At 68.3% G+C, this 23767-nt stretch carries 23 protein-coding genes; 8 read left to right on the top strand and 15 right to left on the bottom strand.

Annotated elements, in window-relative coordinates; genetic code table 11:
- Nucleotides 1-127: 127 nt before the first annotated feature.
- Complete coding sequence (locus ACIA76_RS13875; RefSeq protein WP_397152141.1) at nt 128-445, bottom strand: GNAT family N-acetyltransferase; 318 nt, start codon at nt 443-445, stop codon at nt 128-130.
- Between the two features lie 204 nt (nt 446-649).
- Here ACIA76_RS13875 and ACIA76_RS13870 point away from each other — a divergent pair, with 204 nt between their 5' ends.
- A complete protein-coding gene (locus tag ACIA76_RS13870) occupies nt 650-1774 on the top strand; it encodes a glycerate kinase (RefSeq protein ID WP_397152140.1) in 1125 nt (374 codons plus the stop codon).
- A gap of 1 nt (nt 1775) precedes the next feature.
- Here ACIA76_RS13870 and ACIA76_RS13865 read toward each other — a convergent pair whose 3' ends face one another.
- The gene (locus ACIA76_RS13865) at nt 1776-2129 is read right to left on the bottom strand and encodes a winged helix-turn-helix transcriptional regulator (protein WP_397152139.1); all 354 of its coding nucleotides are present in this window, start codon (nt 2127-2129) and stop codon (nt 1776-1778) included.
- 139 nt (nt 2130-2268) lie between these two features.
- Between ACIA76_RS13865 and ACIA76_RS13860 the strand changes: the two genes are divergently transcribed.
- On the top strand, nt 2269-3141 hold the full coding sequence (locus ACIA76_RS13860) for an NAD(P)-dependent oxidoreductase (RefSeq protein ID WP_397152138.1): 873 nt from the start codon (nt 2269-2271) through the stop codon (nt 3139-3141).
- A 10-nt stretch (nt 3142-3151) separates the two neighbouring features.
- Here the strand turns inward: ACIA76_RS13860 and ACIA76_RS13855 are convergent, their stop codons facing one another.
- The 5 genes from ACIA76_RS13855 to ACIA76_RS13835 form a co-directional block, all read right to left on the bottom strand.
- A complete protein-coding gene (locus ACIA76_RS13855; protein ID WP_397152137.1) occupies nt 3152-3394 on the bottom strand; it encodes a helix-turn-helix transcriptional regulator in 243 nt (80 codons plus the stop codon).
- Nucleotides 3384-4235: an ABC transporter permease gene (locus ACIA76_RS13850; protein WP_397152136.1), complete on the bottom strand. Its 852-nt coding sequence runs from the start codon at nt 4233-4235 to the stop codon at nt 3384-3386. Before ACIA76_RS13850 ends, ACIA76_RS13855 begins: the two co-directional genes overlap by 11 nt.
- Nucleotides 4232-5161, bottom strand: coding sequence for an ABC transporter ATP-binding protein (locus tag ACIA76_RS13845; RefSeq protein WP_397152135.1), 930 nt, complete (start codon nt 5159-5161; stop codon nt 4232-4234). Before ACIA76_RS13845 ends, ACIA76_RS13850 begins: the two co-directional genes overlap by 4 nt.
- Before the next feature lie 96 nt (nt 5162-5257).
- Entirely contained in the window at nt 5258-5689 is a 432-nt protein-coding gene (gene aroQ, locus ACIA76_RS13840) for a type II 3-dehydroquinate dehydratase (protein WP_397152134.1), read from the bottom strand.
- Between the two features lie 28 nt (nt 5690-5717).
- A complete protein-coding gene (locus ACIA76_RS13835; protein WP_397152133.1) occupies nt 5718-6323 on the bottom strand; it encodes a hypothetical protein in 606 nt (201 codons plus the stop codon).
- A gap of 332 nt (nt 6324-6655) precedes the next feature.
- Here ACIA76_RS13835 and ACIA76_RS13830 point away from each other — a divergent pair, with 332 nt between their 5' ends.
- A complete protein-coding gene (locus ACIA76_RS13830; RefSeq protein ID WP_397152132.1) occupies nt 6656-8281 on the top strand; it encodes an NTF2-like N-terminal transpeptidase domain-containing protein in 1626 nt (541 codons plus the stop codon).
- Nucleotides 8282-8284: 3 nt separating this feature from the next.
- Here the strand turns inward: ACIA76_RS13830 and ACIA76_RS13825 are convergent, their stop codons facing one another.
- Genes ACIA76_RS13825 through ACIA76_RS13815 form a run of 3 tightly spaced genes read right to left on the bottom strand, consistent with a single transcriptional unit; the run spans nt 8285 to nt 11332 of the window.
- Complete coding sequence (locus tag ACIA76_RS13825; protein ID WP_397152131.1) at nt 8285-8662, bottom strand: DUF3054 domain-containing protein; 378 nt, start codon at nt 8660-8662, stop codon at nt 8285-8287.
- Between the two features lie 35 nt (nt 8663-8697).
- The gene (locus ACIA76_RS13820) at nt 8698-9840 is read right to left on the bottom strand and encodes a YbhN family protein (RefSeq protein WP_397152130.1); all 1143 of its coding nucleotides are present in this window, start codon (nt 9838-9840) and stop codon (nt 8698-8700) included.
- Nucleotides 9841-9844: 4 nt separating this feature from the next.
- Nucleotides 9845-11332, bottom strand: coding sequence for an adenylate/guanylate cyclase domain-containing protein (locus ACIA76_RS13815; RefSeq protein ID WP_397152566.1), 1488 nt, complete (start codon nt 11330-11332; stop codon nt 9845-9847).
- A gap of 344 nt (nt 11333-11676) precedes the next feature.
- Between ACIA76_RS13815 and ACIA76_RS13810 the strand changes: the two genes are divergently transcribed.
- From ACIA76_RS13810 to ACIA76_RS13800, 3 genes are all read left to right on the top strand, one after another.
- Nucleotides 11677-12783, top strand: coding sequence for an AI-2E family transporter (locus ACIA76_RS13810; RefSeq protein ID WP_397152565.1), 1107 nt, complete (start codon nt 11677-11679; stop codon nt 12781-12783).
- Between the two features lie 111 nt (nt 12784-12894).
- Nucleotides 12895-13515, top strand: a complete 621-nt coding sequence (locus tag ACIA76_RS13805) for a DUF1707 domain-containing protein (protein ID WP_397152564.1) — start codon at nt 12895-12897, stop codon at nt 13513-13515.
- Nucleotides 13516-13552: 37 nt separating this feature from the next.
- Nucleotides 13553-14362: an alpha/beta fold hydrolase gene (locus ACIA76_RS13800; protein ID WP_397152129.1), complete on the top strand. Its 810-nt coding sequence runs from the start codon at nt 13553-13555 to the stop codon at nt 14360-14362.
- An 8-nt stretch (nt 14363-14370) separates the two neighbouring features.
- Here ACIA76_RS13800 and ACIA76_RS13795 read toward each other — a convergent pair whose 3' ends face one another.
- From ACIA76_RS13795 to ACIA76_RS13775, 5 genes are read right to left on the bottom strand one after another with little or no spacing between them, the layout of a single operon-like run.
- Nucleotides 14371-14940: a Uma2 family endonuclease gene (locus ACIA76_RS13795; RefSeq protein ID WP_397152128.1), complete on the bottom strand. Its 570-nt coding sequence runs from the start codon at nt 14938-14940 to the stop codon at nt 14371-14373.
- 55 nt (nt 14941-14995) lie between these two features.
- On the bottom strand, nt 14996-17947 hold the full coding sequence (locus tag ACIA76_RS13790) for an MMPL family transporter (protein ID WP_397152127.1): 2952 nt from the start codon (nt 17945-17947) through the stop codon (nt 14996-14998).
- Complete coding sequence (locus ACIA76_RS13785; RefSeq protein WP_397152126.1) at nt 17947-18690, bottom strand: NYN domain-containing protein; 744 nt, start codon at nt 18688-18690, stop codon at nt 17947-17949. Before ACIA76_RS13785 ends, ACIA76_RS13790 begins: the two co-directional genes overlap by 1 nt.
- On the bottom strand, nt 18687-19469 hold the full coding sequence (trmB, locus tag ACIA76_RS13780; RefSeq protein ID WP_397152125.1) for a tRNA (guanosine(46)-N7)-methyltransferase TrmB: 783 nt from the start codon (nt 19467-19469) through the stop codon (nt 18687-18689). The genes ACIA76_RS13785 and trmB overlap by 4 nt, the downstream gene beginning before the upstream one ends.
- 58 nt (nt 19470-19527) lie before the next feature.
- Nucleotides 19528-20859, bottom strand: a complete 1332-nt coding sequence (locus ACIA76_RS13775) for a lipase family protein (protein WP_397152124.1) — start codon at nt 20857-20859, stop codon at nt 19528-19530.
- A gap of 225 nt (nt 20860-21084) precedes the next feature.
- Here ACIA76_RS13775 and ACIA76_RS13770 point away from each other — a divergent pair, with 225 nt between their 5' ends.
- Together ACIA76_RS13770 and ACIA76_RS13765 are read left to right on the top strand one after the other, a co-directional pair.
- Nucleotides 21085-22209 carry a hypothetical protein gene (locus ACIA76_RS13770; RefSeq protein ID WP_397152123.1) on the top strand — a complete coding sequence of 375 codons (1125 nt, stop codon included), beginning with the start codon at nt 21085-21087 and terminating at the stop codon, nt 22207-22209.
- The gene (locus ACIA76_RS13765; RefSeq protein ID WP_397152122.1) at nt 22196-23677 is read left to right on the top strand and encodes a hypothetical protein; all 1482 of its coding nucleotides are present in this window, start codon (nt 22196-22198) and stop codon (nt 23675-23677) included. Before ACIA76_RS13770 ends, ACIA76_RS13765 begins: the two co-directional genes overlap by 14 nt.
- Nucleotides 23678-23767 lie beyond the last annotated feature (90 nt).

The raw sequence follows: 23767 nt of genomic DNA, 5'->3' as shown, positions 1-23767 counted from the left end.
ATCATCGCACCGGAACAACCCCTATGCCGCTCAAGCTTTGTCCATTTACCGCGCATGCCGTCCCCTCGCGGGCACTCGGTGACGACACGCGGTGCGCGCCGTGCCGATGATTCGCTCGCAAGCTCGCTCAGCGCGGCAAGTCGAATCGCTCCCGTGCCCAATGCGGTACGAGCGCCACGTATTCAGGCCTGGATTCGACGAAATGCTGGACCATCGGACACAGTGGCAGAATCCCGTAACCCTCCGCCCGGGTGGTGTCCAGCGCCGACTGCACCAGTTTGCGTCCGTAGCCCTGCCCCTCGTAGCGGGGATAGATCTCGGTGTGCACGAAGGCGCGCTCGGCGGCGGTGTCCTGATATTCCGCGATACCGGCGAGATTGCCGTCGACGCGTAACTCGAAGCGGTCGAGGGTGGAGTTGTTGCTGACTGTCAGGGCTGGTGCCACCCGCTGAGCCTAGAACCTGAGGGTTGCCGTTTGTGTGCAAGTGGCCCGGGTTGTCGCATTCGAGTTGTTCATGGGGCTGAAATGGGTCGGGATCCTCGGCGCGTTCCCGGCCGCCCACGCGCCCCTTGTACGCCCAACTGCCGCCCAGCACACGCCGGAATTCGCGCGAGTGCCGAAATGGCCGGTCGGCAGCACAATGGCGGGATGCAGAACAGGCGGCCTCGGGTTGTGCTCGCGCCGGACAAGTTCAAGGGGTCGCTGGAGGCGGCCGGGGTGGTTGCGGCGTTGGCGGTGGGGATCGGGCGGGTTCGGCCGGATGCCGAGATTCGGCGGTTGCCGGTGGCCGATGGTGGGGACGGGACCGTGGCGGCGTTTCTGGCGGCGGGGTGGGAGCCGGTGGCCGTGATGGTCGCGGGGCCTACCGGGGAGCCTGTCGAGGCCGTTTACGCCGTGCGGGGGAAGACCGCGGTCATCGAGCTGGCGAGGGTGGTGGGGCTGGTGAGGATGCCGGGTGGGCGGTTGGATCCGTTGCACGCCAGTACCTTTGGGCTCGGTCAGGTGATCGGGCATGCGCTCGATGGTGGGGTGCGGGAGATCGTGCTCGGGGTGGGTGGGAGTGCGTCGACCGATGGCGGGGCGGGGATGTTGCAGGCGCTCGGGGTGCGGGTGCTCGATGCCGAGGGGCGTGAATTGGCCAGGGGCGGAGCCGCTCTCGCGCGGGCGGATCGGATCGATGGCTCGGGATCGCATCCCGCGCTGCGCGATACCGCCGTCACGCTCGCCAGCGATGTGGATAATCCGCTACTCGGAAGGCATGGTGCCGCAGCCATTTTCGGGGAGCAGAAGGGGGCCGATGCTCGGCAGCGCGGCATCCTCGATGCGGCGCTGGCCAATTGGGCGCGATTGATGGGCCCGGAGGTGGCCGATCGGCCGGGTGCGGGGGCTGCCGGTGGTACCGGATTCGGGGCCATGGCGATGCTCGGTGCGGTGGAACGGCCGGGCATCGAGGTGATTCTGGAGCTGATCGACTTCGCCGATCAGGTCGCCGAGGCCGATCTCGTCGTCACCGGTGAGGGGTCGCTCGACGAACAGACCCTGCACGGTAAGGCGCCCGTCGGTGTCTGCGCGGCGGCGCGGGCCGCCGGAGTTCCGGTCGTGGCGGTCGCCGGGCGATGTCTTCTCGACGAAAGCGAGTGGCGCGCGGCGGGTTTCGCGGACTGCTATGCGCTGTCCGAACTGGAACCCGATCCGAAACGCTCGATGGCCGCGGCGGGCCCGCTGCTGGAACAGCTCGGCGCCCGCATCGCACTCGACCACCTCCCGTCCTGAATCAGGCCGGGGCCAGGGGTCGTCCGAGCATGCGGTCGCGGTGCCGCTCGCCCCACTGTTCGAGCGGGCGCAGTGCGCGGCCGAGCTCCTCGCCGATCGGAGTCAGCGAATACTCCACGCGCGGTGGCACTTCCGGATAGACCTCCCGGCGCACGACGCCGCTGGCCTCCATCCGGCGCAGATTCTCGGTCAGCACCTTCTCGCTGACGCCGGTCAGCAGCGCCCGGATCTGCCCGAACCGCTGCGGCCCGTCGCCCAGCACCCACATCAGGTGCAGCTTCCACTTGCCCCCGACCACATCGATGGCCACCGACATGCCACACGCCTCGTGATCCGCACCACTGTCCGTCGTCACGGCGACCCTCCTGACCGTATTTCGTACCTCCGGGTTAGCAACCGCAGCTGGAGGTGCGTTATTGCCCGGCCCCGAATTCGTGGTGAGTATCGCTGTAGGCGCCGCATCCACCCGAAGATCTCGAACCGGAGGAATCACCATGTCAGAACGTCGCTCCGTCACTGTCATCGGCCTCGGGCCGATGGGCCGATCGATGGTGCGGGCCTTCCTCGACGCCGGTGTCGCGGTGACCGTGTGGAACCGCAGCGCCGATAAGGCCGAGGCCATGGCCGCAGTGGGCGCGACCCGCGCCACCACCCTCGCCGAGGCGCTCGACGCCAACGAGGTGATCGTGCTCAGCCTCACTCACTATGCCGCGATGTACGACGTGCTCGGCCAGGCCGCGGACCGGCTGCCGGGCAAGGTGATCGCGAATCTGTCCTCGGACTCGCCGGAGAATGCCCGCAAGGGCGCGGCCTGGGTGCGTTCGCACGGGGCCGAATTCCTCTCGGGCGGTTTCATGTCGGCCGGTGACAACATCACCCACCCCGCGTCCTATCTGTTCTACAGCGGGTCGCGGGAGGTCTTCGACCGCCATGCCGAGCTGCTGCGGCCGCTGAGCCCGCAGGAGTATCTGGGCGCCGACGACGGTCTCGCACAGGTCTTCTACCAGGCCCTGCTGGCGATCTTCCATCCGTGGTTGATCGGCTATCAGCAGGCGCTGGCGCTGATCGACCGCGCGGGCCACGACCTCGAGCAGTTCCTGCCCTACGCGCTGCGGTCCAATGCGGCCTTCCCGTACTTCATGACCGAGTACGCGACCGCCGCCAAGGCCGGGGGCTGGGGTGATCCGGCGACCTACACGATGATGGACGCCGGCGCCCAGCACGTCATCGACGCCCTCGACGAGGAGGGTGTGGACGCCTCGCTGTCGCGGACCGCACAGGATCTGTGGCGCAAGGGAGTCGAGGCCAACAGCGCGGCGGACGGCTCGATCACGGTGTACGAACTGATCCGGGGCGAGCGTCGATAGTGCCGCCCGTTCAAGCCGTTTCGCTGTCGGAGCCCAGCCTCGGGAACGGCCGGACCGAGAAGACCACCTCCATCGGCACCTCGAAGTACTCCGAAATCCGGAGTGCCAGATGCAGGCTCGGGCTGTACTCGCCGCGTTCGAGATAGCCGATGGTCTGGTAGTGCACCCCGAGTGCCTCGGCCAGCTGCCGTCGCGAGATGCCGCGCTCGGCGCGCAGCATCGCGATGCGGTTGTAGATGACCTCAGTGGGCACCGTGGATCGCCCTTTCGCGGCGGGCGGCGACGCCCGATCCGGATTCCCGACGAGCCATGCGCCGCAACATGATCGGGGCGCAGGCCAGGCCGAGGACGGCCCAGGCGCCGAGCACCCCGAAGGTCTCCCAGTGTCGCCAGGAGTGGCCCAGTTCCACGGCGGCGGCCTGGCCGGGCAGTAGCGCCGATCGCATTCCCAGGCCCAGCCAATACATCGGGAACACCTGCGCGATGGCCTGCACCCAGCCGGGCATCGAGGTGATCGGATAGAAGATTCCGGAGATCCCGACCAGGCCCATGATGGGGAGCGAGACGAACGCCATCGTGCGGGGACTTTCGAACAGCGACCCGAGGACGGCTCCCGCTGGCAGTGTCGCCAGCATGCCCAGGACGAAGACCCAGATCAGGGTGAGCCAAGCGCCGGGATGCCCGAAATCGAGGCCGCCTACGAGGAATGAGCCGATGATCAGCACCGTCATGATCTCCAGTAGCAGGAGGTTCGTGAACATGACGATCTTGCCGATGAGATATCCGGCCATGCCGTGGGGAGTCGCCTTGGCGCGCAACAGGGTTCCGTCCTCCCGGTCCACCGCCAGGAACTGCGAGATGCCGAGCAGGCCGCCGGAGGCCACCAGCATGCCGAGGATGCTGGGCAGCGCCAGCGATCCCAGGCCGATCCCGGTCTGCTGGAAGTGGCCGTGCCGCATGAAGTACAGCGCCACCAGAATCAGGACGGGCCAGAAGAACTGGGTGAACAGATCCGTGCGGCTGGTCAGCATGTGGCGGGTCTCGATCAGCCCGCGTGCCAGTCCCGTGCGCGTCGCGCTCGTCAGCGGAATCATCGGATCACCTCCTCCAGGGTGTGCGCGGTGTCGTCGCCATGTCCGGATTCGGCGCGCCGCACCAGTGTCATATACGTGTCCTCCAGGGAGGCGCGGCGCACCTCGAGTTCGCCGATCTCCTCCCCGTACTGCTTGAACAACTCGTAGACGTACTTGGTGGATTCGGTCGAGCTGTGCACGAATCGCTGCCCGTCGCGCGTCCAGCGCACCTCGGCCTCACCGGCGATCCTGCGTGACAGATCGTCCGCGGAGCCGTCGGCGATGATGCGCCCGCCGACCAGGATCAGAATCCGGTCGGCCAGCTTCTCCGCCTCGTCGAGGTCGTGCGTGGTGAGCAGGATGGTGGTCTGTCCGTCGTCGGCGAGATGATGGATCAGATCGTGGAATTCGCGGCGGGCCTGCGGATCGAAGCCCGCGGTGGGCTCGTCCAGGAACAGCAGTTCGGGGCGGCCGACGATGCCGATCGCCACATCGAGGCGGCGGCGCTGGCCGCCGGACAATCTGCTGATCTTGGTGCCGGCCTGGGCGGTCAGGCCGACCGCAGCGATCAATTCATCGGTGTTCCATGGCCGTTCGATCGCCGCCGTGGAATACGGCGCGTAGTAGGACCCTAGATGCGCGAGCAGTTCGCGGACCCGCCAGCGACCGTGATCGCGCCAGGACTGCAGCACCACGCCGATCCGCGCCCGCCAGTCCTCCCGGCCATGCGCCGGATCGGTCCCGAGCACCGAAACCGTACCGGCCGAACGCATTCGGAAACCTTCCAGCACCTCGATGGTGGTCGTCTTACCCGCGCCATTGGGCCCGAGCAACACCAGCACCTCGCCGCTGTGCGCTTGAAAGGTGATGTCCTGCAAGACATCTCGTGTGTCGTATCGCATTCGCAGACCGCGGATGTCGAGTACGACATTCTCCCCTGCCGTCATCCTGTCCTCCGTAGCATCCCCAGGATGCCATGTAGCATAGATGCTACATCCAGAGATAGGCAAGGCCCCGGTGACCCGTGGCGAATCCTGCCGGGATCAGCCTCGTAGGCAGAGGAATTCGATGGCGGCGGCGTAGCCCTGGACGCCCATTCCGGCGATGACGGCCGTGGCTATGGGGGAGATGTAGGAGTGGTGCCGGAACTGCTCACGCGCGTGGACGTTGGAGATGTGCACCTCGACGATCGGGACCTCCGGGATCACCAGGGCGTCCCGGAGGGCCACGGAGGTGTGGGTGAGGCCGCCCGGATTGATCACGATGGCGGACTCGGCCCCGCGCGCAGCGTGGATGCGATCGATCAGCGCCCCTTCGGAATTCGACTGGAAGGCGACGATCTCCCGGTCGAAGCGGGCGGCGGTCTTGTGGCACAGCTCGATGACATCGTCGAGCGTCTCCGAGCCGTACACCTCGGGCTGGCGGGTGCCGAGCATATTCAGATTCGGTCCGTTGAGCACGAGGATCGGCGCCATGGGGCCAATCTAGTCGGTCATCGGCCGGTCACAGCCCGCGCGGACCCTCGGCGCGCAGATCGTCGACCTTGCGCATGGCCTCGCGCAGTTCGTCGAGCCATTCCTCGGCGTGCTGACCGGCCAGCCTCACGGTCCAGGCCAGAGCGTCGGCGCGGGAGCGGGCGACGCCCGCGTCCACCAGGGTGTCGAGCACCTTGCGTTCGGGCTGGCGCAGCCGGGTCATGACCGGAACGGCCAGATGGGTGAACAGGATTCGCTCGCCGTCCACCGAGACGCCCCAGGCGACATTGCGGCCGTAGCGGGCCTGGGCCTCCTGGGCGATCTGCATGCGGGCCGGTCGGGTGGATTCGCGGAACCGCGCGATCAGGCCCTCCCGGGTGGCCTTGGGCACCTCGCCCGTCGGCGGTTCGGCATCGGCGGGCTGTTCGGCGTCGACCGGTTCGGCGGCGGGAATCGGCAACTCGCCGATCACGACGATCTCGTCCCGGTCGATCTCGATGGTCGGCGGTCCGGCGAACCAGTCGGCGGGCAATCTCCCCGCGAACCAGTCCGGGGCCTCCGCGGCATCGGGGAGATCGGCCTGCTGCCAGCCGCCCGGCCGGCCGAATCCGCGTCCTCTGTATCCGTGTCTCATGGGTGATCCTCACTTGCTTGTGCAAGAACTGTTTCAGTGATTACAAGATTACGTCGAAAGGCGGCGTGGCGATTCCGCCCTGGGAGAACGACGTCGAGATGGCAATTCAGTGAACACGGCTAACGATTCCGCGGCCGGTCCCAGCGATGTATGGAAACGGGCACTATTGTGGTCGCTGAGCATGGAGAATGCGGGCGGCGTCGAGGTGACGTCGCAGAAGACTCCTTCGGGTACCGTTGGTCTTGTTGCAGAAGTGACAAGAGTGAAGAGTGGGCGATATGGATGTGTGGGGATCCCGCCGCTTTCGCGTTCGCGGCGCAGCGGCAGTCGGGGTGACGGCTGCCCTGGCGATCGCGATGGGATCATGCGGTTTTCATGACAAACCCAGCGACCCCCAGGGCATCGTCAAGCGCTTCGTCGAGCTGCTGGACAACCAGGACGCGATCGGCGCGGCACAACTGACCTCGTACCCCAGTGGGGCCGAGGCGACACTGAAGCAGATCTTCGGCGGGCTCAATCCCGGCAAACCCGATTACTCGGTGGTGCAGTACATCGGTCTGGACGCGGATTCGGCCATGTTCAACCTCAAGGCGGACTGGAACTTCGGGCCGGGTAAGGACTGGAACTACGATCTGCAGGGCAGTATTCGCAAGCTGGCCATCGGCTGGCGAATCTCCTGGGATCCGACCGTGGTGATGCCGCAGCTGGACTACAAGCGGACGGTCAAGCTCGTGAAGACCGATGCCACGCCGTCGCCGAAGGTCGACGACAACGCGGGCGCGCCGCTGATGTCGGAGCAGATCATCAACGTGATCAAGCTGGATCCGACCAAGACCTCCGATCCGGTCGCCTCCACCAATGCCCTCGCTGCCGCCATTGCGCCAGTGGCGCCTTTGATCACCGGACCCGCGCTGATGCAGCAGCTGGCCGCGTCCCAGGGCAAGCCGATCGTCGCGGTGAATCTGCGCGAGGACGACTTCGCCATCCTGCAACCGCGTATGGCGCCTATTCCGGGCGTGGTGATGGAGAAGCAGCCGCAGCTGGTCGCCGCCGATCGCCGGGTCTGGTCGCCGCTGCTGGACGCGCTGCGCAAGGTGTGGCAGGACAATCGGGATCAGCACGCGGGCTGGGGTGTTCAGATGTTCGAGCCGGACGGCAAGTTGGTCACCCAGCTCGCCGGGCAGCAGGGCCCGCCGGGTCCGGATATCGCCTCCACGATGGATCAGCGCCTGCAGCGCGCGGCCGAGGATGCCGTGGTCAGCGCGGGTACGGCGGCCTCGATCGTGGCGATCCAGCCGTCCACCGGTGCGGTGGTGGCCGCCGCGCAGAACACCTATGCCAGCTCACAGGGTTCGGTCGCCTTCACCGGCGCATATCCGACCGGCGGCATGAACGAGCTGTTCAAGCAGGTGGCCGCGATCGTGAAGAAGAAGGCACCCCAGGACGTTTCGACCCAGGACATGGCCGAGGCGGCCGCATCGCTCGGCGTCGGCATCGGCTTCAAGGTGCCCGGCCTGGACGAGACCACCGGCCGGTTGCCGCTCGGTATCCGCGGTGTCGAACAGGTTCGCCAGGGCAGTAACGATCCGATCCTGGCCAGCCCCTTCGGCATGGCGATCGCCGCGGCCACGGTGGCCCGGGGCTCGGTGGCGCCGCCCATGATCGAGATCGGCCGACCGGCCACCACCGAGGCCGAGCTGACCCCGCCGCCCGGCGAGGTCGTCGACCGTCTGCGCGGCATGCTCCGCGATGCCGCGGGCGGCCCCGAACTGGCGAGCCTGCGCCGCTATGCCGATGTCACCGCGTTCTCCGCGACCGCGGGTTCGGCGGGCTGGCTGATCGGGACCATGGGCGATCTGGCCTTCGCCATCCATATCGACGACGTGGATTCCGGCGATGCCACCGCCCGCATGGCCACGCGCATGCTGCAGTCGCTGGCCGCGCCGGACGACAAGTGAGCGTCAGCTCAAGGCTTTCCACGCGCCGCGCCAGCCGAGCAGGAAGAAGGCCAGCACCGCCGCCGCGACCAGGACGAAGCTGAACGCGATGCCCTGACCGCTGAGCACTCGCAGCGCCATACCGCCGAGCAGCGTGCTCAGCCAGATGACCACACCCGTCGGCCACATCCGGCGGCCGTCGAAACGCTTGATGGCGCGGGCCCATTCGCTGCCCGCGAACAGCCATAGCCCCAGGGCCCAGCCGATGATCAGTCCGGTGCCGAACGGCCAGAACGTGTGCAGGAGGCCGGAGAAGGCACCCTCGCCGTGATTGCGCCGGCCGATCGCGCAGAAGACGATCACCAACAGGGCGTCGAGCACGAACGGCACCAGTTTCTTCACGCCGACAGGGTAATCGGGGCGATGTAGCCGACCGCTCACCCGGTCTGCGCGTCGTTGTTCGGGCGCGGGTCGGCCTCGCCCGTCAGCCGTCGCTCGGCCAGGATCGTCGAGCGCTGCTCGAACTCCTTCTCGAATTCGGCGTCCTCGGCCTGCGGCTTGCGGAATACGAAGGCGAAGACGATCCAGCCGACGACCGCCACCAGGATCAGGCTGACCAGCCGATAGACGAAGGCGGCCGAAACCGCCTGTGCGAAGGGCAGACCCGCCGCGGCCGACAGGCTCGCCACGAGCGTCAGCTCGACATAGACCAGCCCGCCGGGCGCGAACGGAATCGTCCCGACCGCCTTGCCGACGCTGAAAGCGATCATCACACCCGCCAGCCGCGGATCGGCGCCCACGGCGTAGCAGGCCGAGGCCAGACAGGCGACATCGCCGAGCCGATGCATCAATGCCCACAGCACGACCAGCGCGCCGTCGCGCCGGCCCAGATCCACCGACTCGAGCTGATTCAGCATCTCGGCGACCGTCTCGATGCCGTCGTCGGGCCGCTGGCGGCGAATCCGATTGACCAGGCGCAGAATCCGCAGCGCCAGCGCGCGCACGGCCCCGGGGTGATGGGAGAGATAGTTACCGGCCCACACCAGGACGACCACGCCGCCCAGCGGCAGGATCAGCTTCCACGGCCCGATCTGATTCCCGACCAGCACCGCGCCGCCCACGCCGAGCAGCACCATGCCCGCCGCGGCCACCACCCCCGACACCGCCAGCTGCCAGGAGGCCAGGATCGGGCTCGCGCCCCAGCGCCGGGTCTGCCGATAGGTGAACGCGGTGGAGAACACCTGTCCCGCCGGCAGGGTCACCGACATCGCGGTGGCGCCGTAGACCACCGCCACCGATTTGCGCTGTGTCACATTCACGCCACCGGCATGCAGCAATTGTTTCTGAATGCGACCAAATCCACTCATCGAGACGGCCTGCATCACGATGGCGGCCGTGACCCAGCCCCAATGGATTTCGGTGAGGGTTTGCCACGATTCGTGCAAACGGGGCCATAGGTATACGCCCTCGGCGATCAGAACGGCCGACACGGCCACGCCGAGCACCCATTTCAGCCAGCGGAACCGTCCCCGACGCGCCGGCCGTTCGGGGCCGCCGGCAGGTTCACCATGGGCCGTCACGAGGTCAGCCTAACAGCGCCGAAGCCTCCTTCGGCCAGGCCAGTTTCGTCTTGCGCCGCCGCCCGCGCAGCTGGACCTCGTCGCCGGATTCCCAGGATCGCTGTTCGAACTCGTCGGCGAAATACAGCGCACTACCCGAGGCCAGCACCCGGCCCGGATGTTCCTTGGCCAGTTCCGTCAGCCGTGAAGCCTCATTGACGGGATCGCCGATCACCGTATATTCGAAACGATTGGCGGCACCGATATTCCCGGCGACGGCAAGCCCCGCCGAAACGCCGATTCCGATATCCAGCCCCGAAACCTCGCGCAATGCCTCGCGCAGTTCTCGCGCGGCCGCCAGCGCCGCGGTCGGGGCGTCCGGACGGTCCAGCGGCGCACCGAAGATGGCCAGCGCGGCGTCGCCGACGAACTTGTTGATCAGCCCGTTGTGCCGGTCCACGACATCCACGACGATCCGGAAGAACTCGTTGAGCAGGCTGACCACCTCGGTCGGCGGGCGCTCGGCCGCGGTGGCCGTGGAGCCGACCATATCGACGAACAACACCGCCACGAACCGGGTCTCGCCGCCCAGTTCGGTGCCGTACTCCAGCGCGCGGCGGGCCACCTCCTCGCCCACATGCTGGCCGAACAGCTCCTGCAGTTCGCGCCGCTGCGCGGCCTCCTCCATCATCCGGTTGAAACCGACCTGCAGCAGCCCGATCTCGCTGCCGTCGAAGACCTCGACCTGTACATCGCGCGCGCCCTCCTGCACCCGGTCGATGGCCCGGGACAGCTGGCGTACCGGATCGGAGATGCTCGAACCGGTCAGCATCGACAGCGCCAGCGCCTGCAGGATCACCACACCACACAGCAGCAGGATCGATACCGCCAGCGAGCGCGCGGAGAACTGCACCTGCGAGGTGATCTGGGTGACACACAGCAGCACGATCGCGATGGTCGGCGCGAATGTGCCCATGCCCCAGGTCATTCCCATCCGGGTGCCGACGCCCGGGGTGAGGGTGTGGTCGAAGGTGCCGGTCTGCAGCGCATGCGCCGCGACCGGTCGCAGAATCCGCTCGCCCAGCATGTAGGTGAAGCCGAACACGATGGTGGCGGCCATACATTCGGTGACGATGACCGCGCCTGCCAGCCGCGGCGTCTCCGCGATGATCGACCAGGCCAGCACCGCGCCACCGACCAGCCACAGCGCCAGATGCACGATCGCCTGCCGCAGTGGCGCGTGCAGGGCGGCCATCTGCTCCTGGCGGCTCGGCGGACCGCCGCGCATCTGCCAGCGCATCACCGGGCGCAGCATGAGCGCCGAGGCGGTCATGCTGAGCGTGCCGCCGACGACGAAGACCAGGGCGGGCACCAGCAGGCCGGTGCGGCGGATGCCGTTGGGGCTGCCCTCCGGTGCGGGCAGGCCGTATTGAATGAACGCGTACACCAGAATCGCGCCGAAGGCGTTGGCCGCCAGCATCGATGCGAGGTATAGCGGCCAGCGCGTTCGCATGGTCTGTTTGACCGCTTCCAAGGGCGCTGACACGAGACCAATCTAGCGTTTCGAGTGGTGTCGGCTCGGCGGTGCTCCCGTGTCCGGGAACGGCCGGGTCCGTGCGGATGCGGTCTATCTCCTGGTCCGCATCGGGCGTGCCCTTCGCTGTGGCCTGTCTCGCCGGGTGCCGGTGCTCGCGCTGACATGACCACCAATCCAGCGTCACCGCACCGTGGACACGTGCTCGCGGCGGTCGCGGCGGTTAGGCTCGCGGCGTGAACGAGGCCACGGGTACCCAGTCGACCGGCGGCTCGGCGCGCCGGGCGCGCGCGACCCGCGCTCAGCGCTCGGCGCCGGACGCGGTGCATCCGCTGGTGCGCGAGGCCGCCGAGTGGTGCTGGCGGCTGTTGATCATTCTGGCCGCCGTCCTGGCCGTGGCCTATCTGGCGCATAAGCTCACCACCGTCGTCATCCCGCTGGCCCTCGGGCTGCTGGCCGCGGCGCTGCTCTCGCCGCTGGTGGACTGGATGCAGCGGGTCGGATTGCCGCGCGGCATCGGCGTGTTCGTGGCGTTGATCGGATCGCTCGGGCTGGTGGCCGGGATCTTCACCTTCGTCATCGAGCAGGCCGTCACCGGCATCCCGCAGCTGACCGACGAATTCAAGACCAGCATCCATCAGGTCCAGGACTGGTTGATCAACGGACCGCTGCATCTGAGCAACGATCAGATCCGCGATGCGGGCAACACCATCATCAAGACCATCGAATCGAATCAGGCGTCGCTGACCAACGGCGCGCTGACCACCGCCGCGGCGATCGGCGAGTTCTTCACCGGTGCGTTCCTGACGATGTTCATCCTGATCTTCTTCCTCTACGGCGGCGACCACATCTGGGAATTCCTCACCCGGATCGTCCCCACCGCACAGCGCGAACGGGTCCGCACCGCAGGACGATTGGGCTTCGGGACGCTGATCGGATTCGTGCGGGGCACGGTCATGGTGGCCGCGGTGGATGCCATCGGCATCGGCGCCGGACTGGGGATTCTCGGCGTGCCACTCGCCCTGCCGCTGGCCTCGCTGGTCTTCATCGGCGCGTTCATCCCGATCATCGGTTCGCTGTTGGCCGGATCGATCGCGGTGTTCCTGGCGCTCATGACGAAGGGCTGGGTGACGGCGGTGATCGTGCTCGGCATCACGATCGCGGTCATGCAGCTCGAAGGGCATGTGCTGCAACCGTTGTTGCTGGGGCGGGCGGTGGATATCCATCCGCTGGCGGTGGTGCTGGCCATCACCACCGGTGTGGTGCTCGCCGGAATTCCGGGCGGACTGCTGGCGGTGCCGTTCGTGGCGGTGCTCAACACCGCGATTCGGTCGCTGCTGGCCGACAGTCCCGAGGATCTGTACGACGAGCTCAATACCGGCAGCAAGGAGCCCATGTTCCACGCCGAGCCGGACAAGCCGACCGACTGACGTATATCGGGGATTGCCCTGATGTGCCGAATCCGGCGCGTCGGTAGCCTCGATCGCATGGGCGAGACGGTTTCTCCCTTCACGCGGCCGGTCGAGCCGGGCGGGGGCGCGGTGGGCGATCGGGATCTGCGAGTGTCGGATGTCGAGCGCGAACATGTGGGCACGTTGCTGCAGCGCGCGGTCGGGCTGGGCATGCTGTCGCTGGGGGAGTTCACCGAGCGGATGGATACGGCGCTGGCGGCCAAGACGCGCGGCGAGCTGAACGCCGTGCTCGTCGACCTGCCCGGGATTCGCCTGGCGGGACAGCCGAATCCGGAGCCGCGGCAGTTCGCGCCGCCACGGCAGGCCCCGCCGCCCGCATCGGGCAATGTGATCCGTACGCGGCTGTCCGGGGTGACCCGCAAGGGCATGTGGCAGGTGCCGCCGACGCTGTTGATCAACAGCTATCTGTCCTCGGTGACGCTGGACTTCACCCAGGCGATCATGAGCACGCAGGTGGTCGAGCTGCGGATCGACGATTTCTGCAGTTCACTGACCCTGATCGTGCCCGCCGAGGCGACCGTCGATCTCAACGGCATCGAGCTGATCAGCGCCAGCGCCAACACCAAGGTCCGCACCGGCCCGCCGATGGGACGGCTGCATCTGGTGGTGCACGGGCGGTCCCGATTCAGTTCCGTCACCGCCAAACAGCCGTTCGGGGTGCAGTGGCGGCGCATGATGTCGGGGTTCTGAACGGGCCGACGCCGTGCCCGCCCGGTAACCTCAGCGCATGGCGGAGGGCGTGATCCAACCGGAGTCCCGATTTCGTGCCGGGCGAGGCGAGCCACTGCTACTGGTGCACGGCCTGCTGCTCACCTGGCAGTCCTGGGGTGTGGTCGCCGACGAATTGGCAAGGGATTACGAGGTTCTCGCGCCCACCCTGCCCGGGCATTGGGGCGGACCATCGCCCCGCCGACCCGCGACCATCGCGTATCTGGCGGACTTCGTGGAGGCCGTGCTCGATGAAACGGGCTGGCCCACAGCGCATCTCGTCGGAAACTCGCTCGGCGCCTGGCTGGTGCTGGAACTGGCCGCCCGCGGTCGCGCCCGCTCGGTGACGGCGATCGCGCCGGGCGGACTGTGGGATTCCGATACCGATGCGGGCCCCCGCCTGATCCGCAAGTACCGCGCCTTCGCCCCCATCATCGGCATCGGCACCGGCGCGGGCGCACATCCCATGGTCCGCAGTCTGGTCACGCCCCTGCTCGCCCACCGCCCCGCCCTCGTCCCACACCGCCTGGCCACCGCGAACGCCCTCGCCCCCGCGCACTGCACGATCGTCGACGACCTGATCGAAGACCCCGCCATCCCCACGGGTTTCACCCGCTTCGCCGAGATCACCGCCCCCGTCACCGTCCTCTACTGCGCCGAGGACCGCCTCCTCCCACCCCGAAACCCCAACCCGCTCCCCACCCACCCCACCCTGCATGCCCACACCCTCCCCGCCGTGGGCCACGTCCCCATGCTCGAGGCTCCCACCCTCATCGCCACCGAAATCCGCACGGCCACAACCCGACCCGGCCGGACATCCGCGATGTGATTCGCCGCTCAGGCGTATCGCGGCAGGCATCCGCTGTCGACGGTGAACCCGAACGGCCCCGGCAGCGGAATGTCGAGGCCGTATTCGCCTTCGAGTTCGCCGTGATACGAACCGCTTCGGGGATGTGAATACAGGGTCCACTTCCCGAAGCGCGGGTCGACGACCAGCAGCAGGCGGACGCCCGCGATGCTGTACCAGCCGTTCTTGTCGGTGATCCGCCGGGCCTTCTCGGTCTGGGAGATCACCTCGATCGCCAGTTCGGTATCGGTGGGATCGGCCAGCCACTCGTCATCGGTATCCCAGGCCTCCGGCAGAATCACGAGATCCGGTGTGCAGTAGTCATCGGGGTCGCCGGGCATGGCGAGCGAGGTGACCTCATAGGCCGCGAGCCCGCCGGGCATCCGAGCCTCGAGTTGCTGGCGTATGCGCCTGATCGTCCCCGCATGTTTGCCACGGGGAGTCGGTGACATCACGAGACTTCCTCCCAGAATCTCGACACGTAGACCTGTCGCCTTCTCGATCTGTTCGGCGACCGTGCGCAGATTACCGGGGCGCGGGTGCATTGCGGGGACAGTCACGGACGATCACTCCAATCCTTACGGACGGGCCCGCCTCGAGACTAGCTCGAGCGGGTCAGTCGCGGTTCTGGCGGCGGAGGAGTTCGTTGACGCTGACCGTGCGGCCCGGGGTGCCGGTGTGTCTGCCCTCGCTGGGGTCGGGGGTGTTGGTGCGGCGGCGGGAGGAGCGCAGGTCGGACATCCACTTTTCGATGCTGCTGCGGTTGGTGGTGTCCGGTTCCTCTGGTTCCTCCGCGGGCTGGGCGGGTTCCGCGGGCTGTTCGACGGGGTCGGGGTCGGGCTGGGGGTAGGCCTGGGCTCGGCTGGCCGGGTGCGGGGGGACCATGGGCAGCGGCTGGGGCGGCAGGATTCGGGGGGTCGCGCCGACGGGGGCCGTGGGGGCGGATGTGTCGGTGGGCGGGAAGTCCTGGTCGGGGGAGCCCAGGCGCGGGGGTGTCGCGGGGCGGGAGATCTGGGGGGTGGAGATGCTCGGCAGCGGTGGGGGCTGGGGCGAATCCGCCTGGGGTGCGGGCGGAATGGGCTGTGGGGGGGTCGGGACGGCGTCGGCCGCGGTCGCCTCCGACGGCGGGGTCAACGGAATCACCCGGGGCCGCGGGGTTCCCTCCGCGCCGCGCATATCGAGCAGACTCGGCGATGGGTCGCTCGGGGACTTGTCGGCGGCGGGGGTCTGCGTCAGACGTTCGGTCGGCGCCTCGCTGTCGGCCTCGCGAACGAGCCTGGCGCGCTTGGGTTTACGGGCGGGTTTGGCGGGCGTGCCGTCGGGCAGCATCGGAATCTGCATGGTCACCGGATCGGTGACGGGTGTGGTCTTGACCAGGTCGACCACATCGCTGTCGCCGGGGCGCTCGCTGTGCAGGATCGGCTCGCCGAGGCCGATCCTCCGCTGGATGCGCTTCATCCACGCCGGCGCCCACCAGCAGTCGTCGCCGAGCAGTTTCATGGTGGCGGGCACCAGCAGCATGCGCAGCACGGTGGCATCGATGAACAGCGCCGCGACCATGCCGTAGGCGATGTACTGCATCATCACCAGATCGGAGAATGCGAACGCGCCGACCACCACGAACAGGATCAGCGCGGCCGCGGTGATGATGCGGCCGGTCTGCGCGGTGCCGATGCGCACCGCCTCGGTGGTGCTCGCGCCCTGGGCGCGAGCCTCGACCATGCGCGAGAGCAGGAACACCTCGTAGTCGGTGGACAGGCCGTAGATGATCGAGATGATCAACACCAGCACCGGTGACATGATCGGCTGCGGGGTGAAGTTCAACAGTCCGGCGCCATGCCCGTCGACGAAGATCCAGGTCAGAATGCCCAGCGTCGAACCGAGACCGAGCCCGCTCATCAGGGCGGCCTTGATCGGCAGCACCAGCGAGCCGAAGGTCAGGAACATCAGCAGCGTGGTGGCGAGCACGACCAGCAGGATCATGAGCGGCATGCGCTTCATGAGCGAGTCGATGCTGTCCTTCTGCATCACCGGCTGGCCGCCGATCAGCACCCGGACATCGCTGGGGACGTCCATCGATCGCAAGTAGTCGACGGTGTCGTCGGGGTGGTCCGGATCCTTCAGCTGGGTGGTGGTCTTCCAGACGTCCGAGCCCGTGGGCGGTACGCCCGGCGTGGAGAACTTCCCCATCAGCCCGGGCGCCTGATTGGACGCGTTGATGACCGCGCCGATGGCGTTCTTATCGGTGCCCACGACGACCAGCTGAATCGTCTTGGTGCGGAAGGCCGGGAAGAGCTGGTCGAACTCCTGCTGCGCGACGCGCGTCGGATTGTCCGGCGGCAGATAGGTTTCGCTGATACCGCCGAACGTCAGGTTCTTCACCGGGATGATCAGCAGCAGCAGGATGATGCACAGCGGGATCGCCACCTTCAGTGGATGTTTCATCACCCACTGGGTGCTGCGACCCCAGAACCCGTTCTCCACCTCTTCGGCGGTCTTGGTCTTGCGCATCCACTTCAGGCCCAGCATGTCCACGCGCGGGCCGATGATGCTGAGAATGGCCGGCAGGATCGTGATGGACGAGACGGCCGCCAGCACCACCGTCGCGATGGTGCCGTACGCCAGCGACTTCAGGAAGCCCTGCGGGAACAGCATCATGCCCGCACTGGCCGCGATGATCATGATCGCCGAGAAGGTGACGGTCCGGCCGGCGGTCACGACCGAGCGCCGCACCGCCGTCCGGGTGTCGTAGCCCTCGGCGAGTTCCTCGCGGAACCGGCTGACGATGAACAGGCCGTAGTCGATGGCCAGGCCGAGGCCGATCATCGAAACCACGGCGCTGACGAACGAATTGACATCGGTGAAGTTGGTGATGATCCGCACGATGCCGTTGGCGCCGACGATCGTCAGCCCGCCGACGATCAGCGGCAGCGCTGCGGCGACGATGCCGCCGAAGATGAAGAACAGCAGCACGCCGACGGCCGGGATGGCCAGCAACTCCATGCGCTTGGTATCCGCGGCGATGGTGTCCTGCAGCGTGCCGGAGACCGCCTGCAGACCGGCGACCTGGACATTGACTCCCGGGATCAGGAAGGCGTCCTTCACATCCCGGTAGTTGTTCATCGTGTCGGTGTCGTTGTCGCCCTTGATGGCGATCGTCGCGAAGGCGACCTTCTTGTCCGGACTGGCGAAGACGGCCGCGGACTGGGTCTTCGGATTCGCCAGCCGCCAGTACGAGACGTTGACGCCGGTGATCTGATTCGGATACTTCTGCGGCAGGCCGTTGAGCGAGCCGACGACCTGACCGCTGAACTGCGGATCGTCGACGGTCTTCCCGTCCGGGGCGGTGTACAGCAGGACCACGTCGCCGGTGTGGTCGCGCCCGTAGGCGTTGTCCACCAACTCCCCGGCCTGCGACGACTCCGCGTTCGGATCGAACCACCCGCTGGAGCTGAGGTGCTTCTCGAGCCCGAACCCGTAGCCGCCCAATCCGAGCAGCGCGGCTACCACCACGCCGAGTACGGCGAAGCGGAATCGGTAGACCAGGTCGCCCCAGCGGGTGAACACTAAGCGACTCCTTGAGCGGGGCGGGAGGTGAGCAGGGCCGACAGCGGTCGGAAGGGCTGCAGCCAGGCTCCCTCTTCGGGCAGCGAGTCGAGGCTGACCCGGGGCAGCGGTTCGCGGAACACACCCGGGATGTCCTCGAGGTCGATGAACTCGAGGATATCGGACGTGACCGCCCAACTGGCATGCTCACGGAAACCCAATATCTGCACCGGAACTCCGCTCGCCGCGATCTCCTCGAGCGGTTCGCGGAAGGCCTGGCCATCGGCCGAGGCCACCATGATGCCGGCCAATCCGGCGCCGCGGCGGCGTAATTCGATATGCCCCAGCATGTCGCTGTCGACGTCGGAATCCTCGTCGATCTTGGGCTTGGCGAAGACCGCGTAGCCGACGTTGCGCAGCGCCTCGACCCAGGGCCGGACCACATCGGCGGTGCCGGGGGCGATATTGGTGAAGACGGTCGCCTCGGCCTCCACGCGATGCGCGCTGCCGACCGACAGTTCCGCCGTTCGCGCGAGCAGCCACCGTCCGAGCGCGTCGAAGCGCGGCCGGTATGCGGCCGTGGGTCTTCCGCCGAGGATCGCGCCCAGGCCCATATCGAGATTGGGCGCGTCCCACACCAGCAGCACCCGGCGCATATCGCCCCCGGGTGGTACCGCCGATACGGCTCCCGGACCCTCCGAGGCGGTGCCGTGCACTATCTCGGCAACATCCATGACCTCGTGGGCCATCTCGCTCAGGCTCATGATGCGATCTTCCCCCAGATGAGCTCCGTAATGGCGCTACCGGCCCGATGCGCCTTACCTTCGAACTTGGTGACGGGCCGCTCGAAGCCGATCGGGGCGCTCGCGCGGAAGGCCTCCGGATCGCCTCCGGTCGCCTCGTTCATGCCGATGAACTGCGGTTCCGCCCCGCCCACCTCCGCGATGTGCTCGGCGTAGTCGGCGTGGTCGGTCGCCACGTGCAACACGCCGCCGGGCATCAGCCGACTCGCGATGAGCGACATCGTCTTCGGCTGCAGCAATCGCCGCTTGTGGTGGCGGGCCTTCGGCCAGGGGTCGGGGAAGAAGACACGCACACCGGTCAGCGAACCCTCGGCAATCATGTGCTCGAGGACGTCGACGGCATCGCCGCGCAGCAGCCGGATGTTCTCGATGCCCTCGCGCTCGATGCGCTGCACCAGCTGCGCGAGGCCCGGCTTGTAGACCTCGATGCCGATCAGGTCGAACTGCGGTTCGAGCTGGGCCATGGCCGCGGTCGCGGTACCGGTGCCGCAGCCGATCTCGACGATCAGCGGGGCTCGGCGGCCGAACCACGCGGCGGTGTCGAGCTGTTCGTCGCCGACCTCACGTCCGATTCGAGGCCAGGTTCGCTGCCAGGCTTCCTGCTGGGTCGCGGTGAGTGCGCCACGGCGCGACCGGAAGCTGGTCACCCGGGGATACAGGCGGGAGCCGGTGGCTGTGGAGCCGCCTGCGGGCCCGTCGCTCCCGGCGGTGGGATTCGCGGCGTCGTTCACGGCCTCCATTGTCCAGTATTCGACGATCACCGCAGCAATCGACCGCGCCTACCGGGACTGTCAGGGGTCAGGCGGCGAGGGTGCGGGCCGGGCGCAGCACCGGCTCGGACTCCTGCCGCAGCGGCAGGCCCAAGGCGACTCGCGTTGCGGTGCCGATCATTTCGAGTAACCCGCGCCGGCTCGCCGGCGCCGTCGTGACCGACCACACGGTCCGTGTCGTGGTATCCGTCACGGGGCGCCCGGCGATCCGATCGGCCAGCCAATCCAGGCTGAGCGGAGTGCTCAGCGGAAGCAGTGTGAAGTGATCGCTGCATCGGTCGCGCAGATAGGTGACGGCGGCGCCCGCGCGACGGTACCGATCGACCTGTCCGTCGATGCCGTCGACGTGGATGATCTGGTCGTGCACCGGCTGCAGCACCAGGATCGGGCAGTGCGGCGCGCTGCCGCCGAGGCGCATATCGTCGAACATCGCCCGCAGTTCGGGCTCGTCGAGAATCTCCTCGAGCGATCGGTTCAGATGGTCTGCCACGTTGTTGTGGGCCAGCCGCAGCATCGCCACGAGCGGGGTGAGCCGGGCGGCCTGGTCGATCAGCCGCAGCCCGCTCGCGGTCAGATCCTCCGCCATCACCCGGCCCAGCGCCGGATACACATGGCGCAGCGCCGCGATCACGATCGCCGGGAATCCGGCGTAGCGGCCGCCGTTGAGCCGGAGGAAGACCTGGCCGGGATCGCCGACCGGCGCGCCGAGCACCGCGCCGACGATATCGAGTTCGGGTGCGTAGGCCGGGGCCATCTCCACCAGCCATGAACTGGCCATGCCACCACCGGAATACCCCCACACCGCGACCGGCGTCCGCGCGTGCAGGCCCAGCGGTGCGAAGCGCAGCGCCGCGCGGATGCCGTCGAGCGCGCGATAGCCCGGCTCACGCGGCGCGCCGAAGTTGCCGTGCGGGCCTTCATGATCGGCGATGCTCACCGCCCAGCCGCGCCGCAGCGCCCCGGCGACCAGCGGCCATTCCAATTGCGTGATGGAACCGGGCGCGAAGGCGCCCGCGCGCAGGACATAGGAAGGCGCGCAGCGTTCGGAGACGGCATCGATGGCGGATTGGAAGGCCAGCAGCGGGCGCTCGGCGGTGGGGTCGGCCCCCGCGGGCAGCAGCACCGTGGTGATCGCGGCCTCGGGGCGGCCGTGCAGATCGTTGCTGCGATACAGCAGCTGCCAGGCCGAGACCTGCTGCGGCACCAGGCCCAGGAGGGCCACCCGGACCGGGCGGCTGCGCAGGATCGCGCCGGGGGCCCGGTCGGCCAGATCCACGGGAGGTCGCAGGAACGGATCCCGTGACGGCGGCAGCGGACGCCCCGTGCCGATCTCCTCGATGACATCGCCGATGACGGTCATCGCAGCCTCCTTCACCACCCGCGGACCGCGACGCCGTCGTCGCGGATCGAGTCAGCGTAATTCTGTTCTCTTAGAGCACAAGCCATGACCCATGGCGGAGAATTCCCGCGAGTGATCCCGATATTCGATCGGGATGCTGTGAGCGATGACACAGTGAATCCGCACGCCATGCCGACAATCGCCTCCGCTTCTGACAGAATTTCCCGCCGGAAGGGGGTGCCAACCGTGTCGACAGGCATCACATCGTTGGGTCTGGTCAGCGATTACGGCGGGCGCACACCGGGACTCGATCAGCTGCTGACCACACTGCGCGCCGACGCCGATCCGAATCTCACCGCGGCGGTGGCCACCGCGCTCGCGAGCCGGCGGCGGCCGTTGCGGATTCAGGTCACCGGCCGCGCGCGGGCGGGTAAGAGCACCCTGCTGCGGGCCCTGGCGCTGATCTCGGCGGAGGAGACCGATCCGGTGGACGAACCGGGCCGGCCGGATCCCGCCCTCGACGGCGATCTGGTGGTCTACGTGCTCGCGGCCACGCCGCAGCCCGCCGACCGCCGGATCCTGGCCGATCTGCCGCGGGATCGGACGGTTGTCGTGGTGAACAAAGCCGATGCGATCGGATCGCGCTGGGCCGACGCCGTCGCCGCGGCGCAGGGCTGCACCCGCGAACTCGGCATACCGGTGCTCCCGGTCGTATCCACCTTGGCCGCGCACACCCGCGCGGGTATGCCGAGCGAGGACGATCTGCGCATCCTGCGGCGGCACGCGGATCGCGCCGATCCGGCGTTCACTCTCTCGCCGGAGTTGTTCACCGCATCCGGCGCCGGGCCCGACGGCGCGGATCGTCAAGCGCTGCTGGATCGTTGGGGCCTCTACGGCGTCGCCTGCGCGCTCACGGCGGTGCGCCACGAACCGGCGCTGCGACCCCAGCAGCTGCTGCAGCTGTTGCACGCGGTCAGCGGTATCGATGCGGTGCACGCGCTGGTGCATGTGAACTATCAGCGGCTCGCCAGCCAGCGCGGCGGCGATCTGCTCGACGAACTCGCTCGCCTGGCCGCCCGCGCGGTCCCGGACGCGCGCTCGCGGGCCCGCGATCTGATCGAGGACTATCTGGCCGGTGACGAGGCGCTGTGGCTGGGCGTACAGGCCGGCCTGGCGTGCCCGCACGTCCGCCATCTCGCCGCGGGTTATCCGTCCGCGGAGCCGTCCGATGCCGACGATGCGCTCGCCCGCGCCGAACGCTGGCGCGCGGTCCTGTCGAGCGATATGCCCGCCGACGCCCGGCGATCGGCGATCCGCGTGCACAACGGTTACGTCCGGATGTGGGAACGGATGAGCAGTGCCGGACTCTGAATCGCCCTCACCCCAGGTGCTCGCCGTCGTCGAGCGCTGGAATCCGCAGGGCGGCGCGCTGTTACAAGCGGTTCCGGCCGAGCCGCGTGACCGATCCGCCGCGGGCGGACCGGTCACCCTGATCGGCCCCGACGATGCCAACACCGCGCTGTTGCGCACCGAACTGGCCCGGCTCGAGCCGCATATCGCCCTGGCGGGTCCGATCGCCGATCCGGCCGGTCTGGCGACGCCGCCCGATGTGGCGCTGATCCTGCTCGACGCCGGCGCCACCCTCGGCGCCGCCACCCTGGAGCTGATCCATCGGCTGCATGCGGGCGGATCGCGAATCCTTTTCGCGCTGAACGGATTTCACGCACACGCGGATTGGCGTATCGTCGCCGAACGCGATCGTGCGCTGCTCGCCCCGGTGCTGGGCGGCGAGCCGGAGATCGTGCCTGCCTCCGCGCGGCTGGCCGTGGCGGCGCGCGGCAGCGGCGACGCCGCCCTGCTCGATCGCTCGGGCATCGCCGCCCTGCACGCCCGCCTCACGGCCGTGGTCGGCGCGCCGGGCGCGGGAACCAGGCCCGGGGTCGTCGAGCGGGTCCTCGCCGATACCCGCCAGCGCATCCTCGATCAGGCCGAGGCGCTGCGATCCGGCGCGACCGCGCGGCAGGTCCGCGAGGAGCGCGCCCTGCTGTCGGCCAATCGCGACGGCGGGCGCGCCCAGGCCATGGCGACCCTGCGCAACCGCCTGCATCTGGCCCGGATGGATCTGCTGCACGAGGTCGGCGCGCGCATCCGCACACTGAACACCACCGCCCGCACCGAATTGGATCGGCTCGCCCGTCGCGAGGCCGACACCTATCCGGACCGCCTGCAGCATGCGGTGAACGCGCTGACCACCGAACTCGATGCGATGGTGGGCCGCAGGCTGATCGAGCTGATCCGCCAGCTCGACGCCGTCACCGGTCCGACCCCCGCCGAGGCGGCCCTGATCCCGCGCACGGATCCGCCGCCGCGGGTCGGCGCGGATCCCGAACCGCGCCACCGCGGCGTCGAGGATCATCTGATGGTCGCCCTCGGCGCCTCGGGCGGTTTCGGCCTGGGGCGGCTCGTCGTCGCGCCGCTGTCGCTGGTGCCCGCGCTGGACTATGCGACCGTGCCGGTGACGCTGCTGCTGGGCGGTGGCGTGGCGTACTGGGTGGTCCGGGCGCGCGGACATCTGGCGGATCGCGCGCACCTGCGCCAATGGGTCTCCGACGTGCTGGTCAATGTGAAGGCCCACCTCGAGCAGCGGGTCGCCACCGCCCTCGTCGAGGCGGAATCCCAACTCACCGATCAGGTGGTCCGCGCGAGCACCGCGCGCGTGATCGAGGCCGATCACCGCATTGCCGAACTCGAGGCGCAATTGCGCCAATTGAATTCGCATCGGCCCGCCCAATTGGCCGCCTGCGAACGCGACCTTGCCGTCCTCGACGGGGAGCAGTAGCACATTCTGGGGGTTGACCGGGGGAGGTTTCGACCGGCTACCGAGTGAGCAACCCCATTCCGTACCGGCCGTCACATCGCGTTAACCTCT

The organism is Nocardia sp. NPDC051570, assembly GCF_044454005.1.
In the GTDB taxonomy this organism is placed as follows: Bacteria; Actinomycetota; Actinomycetes; order Mycobacteriales; family Mycobacteriaceae; genus Nocardia.
Note: the sequence above shows the minus strand (reverse complement) of the source record. Positions and strands in the feature narration are given on the sequence as shown.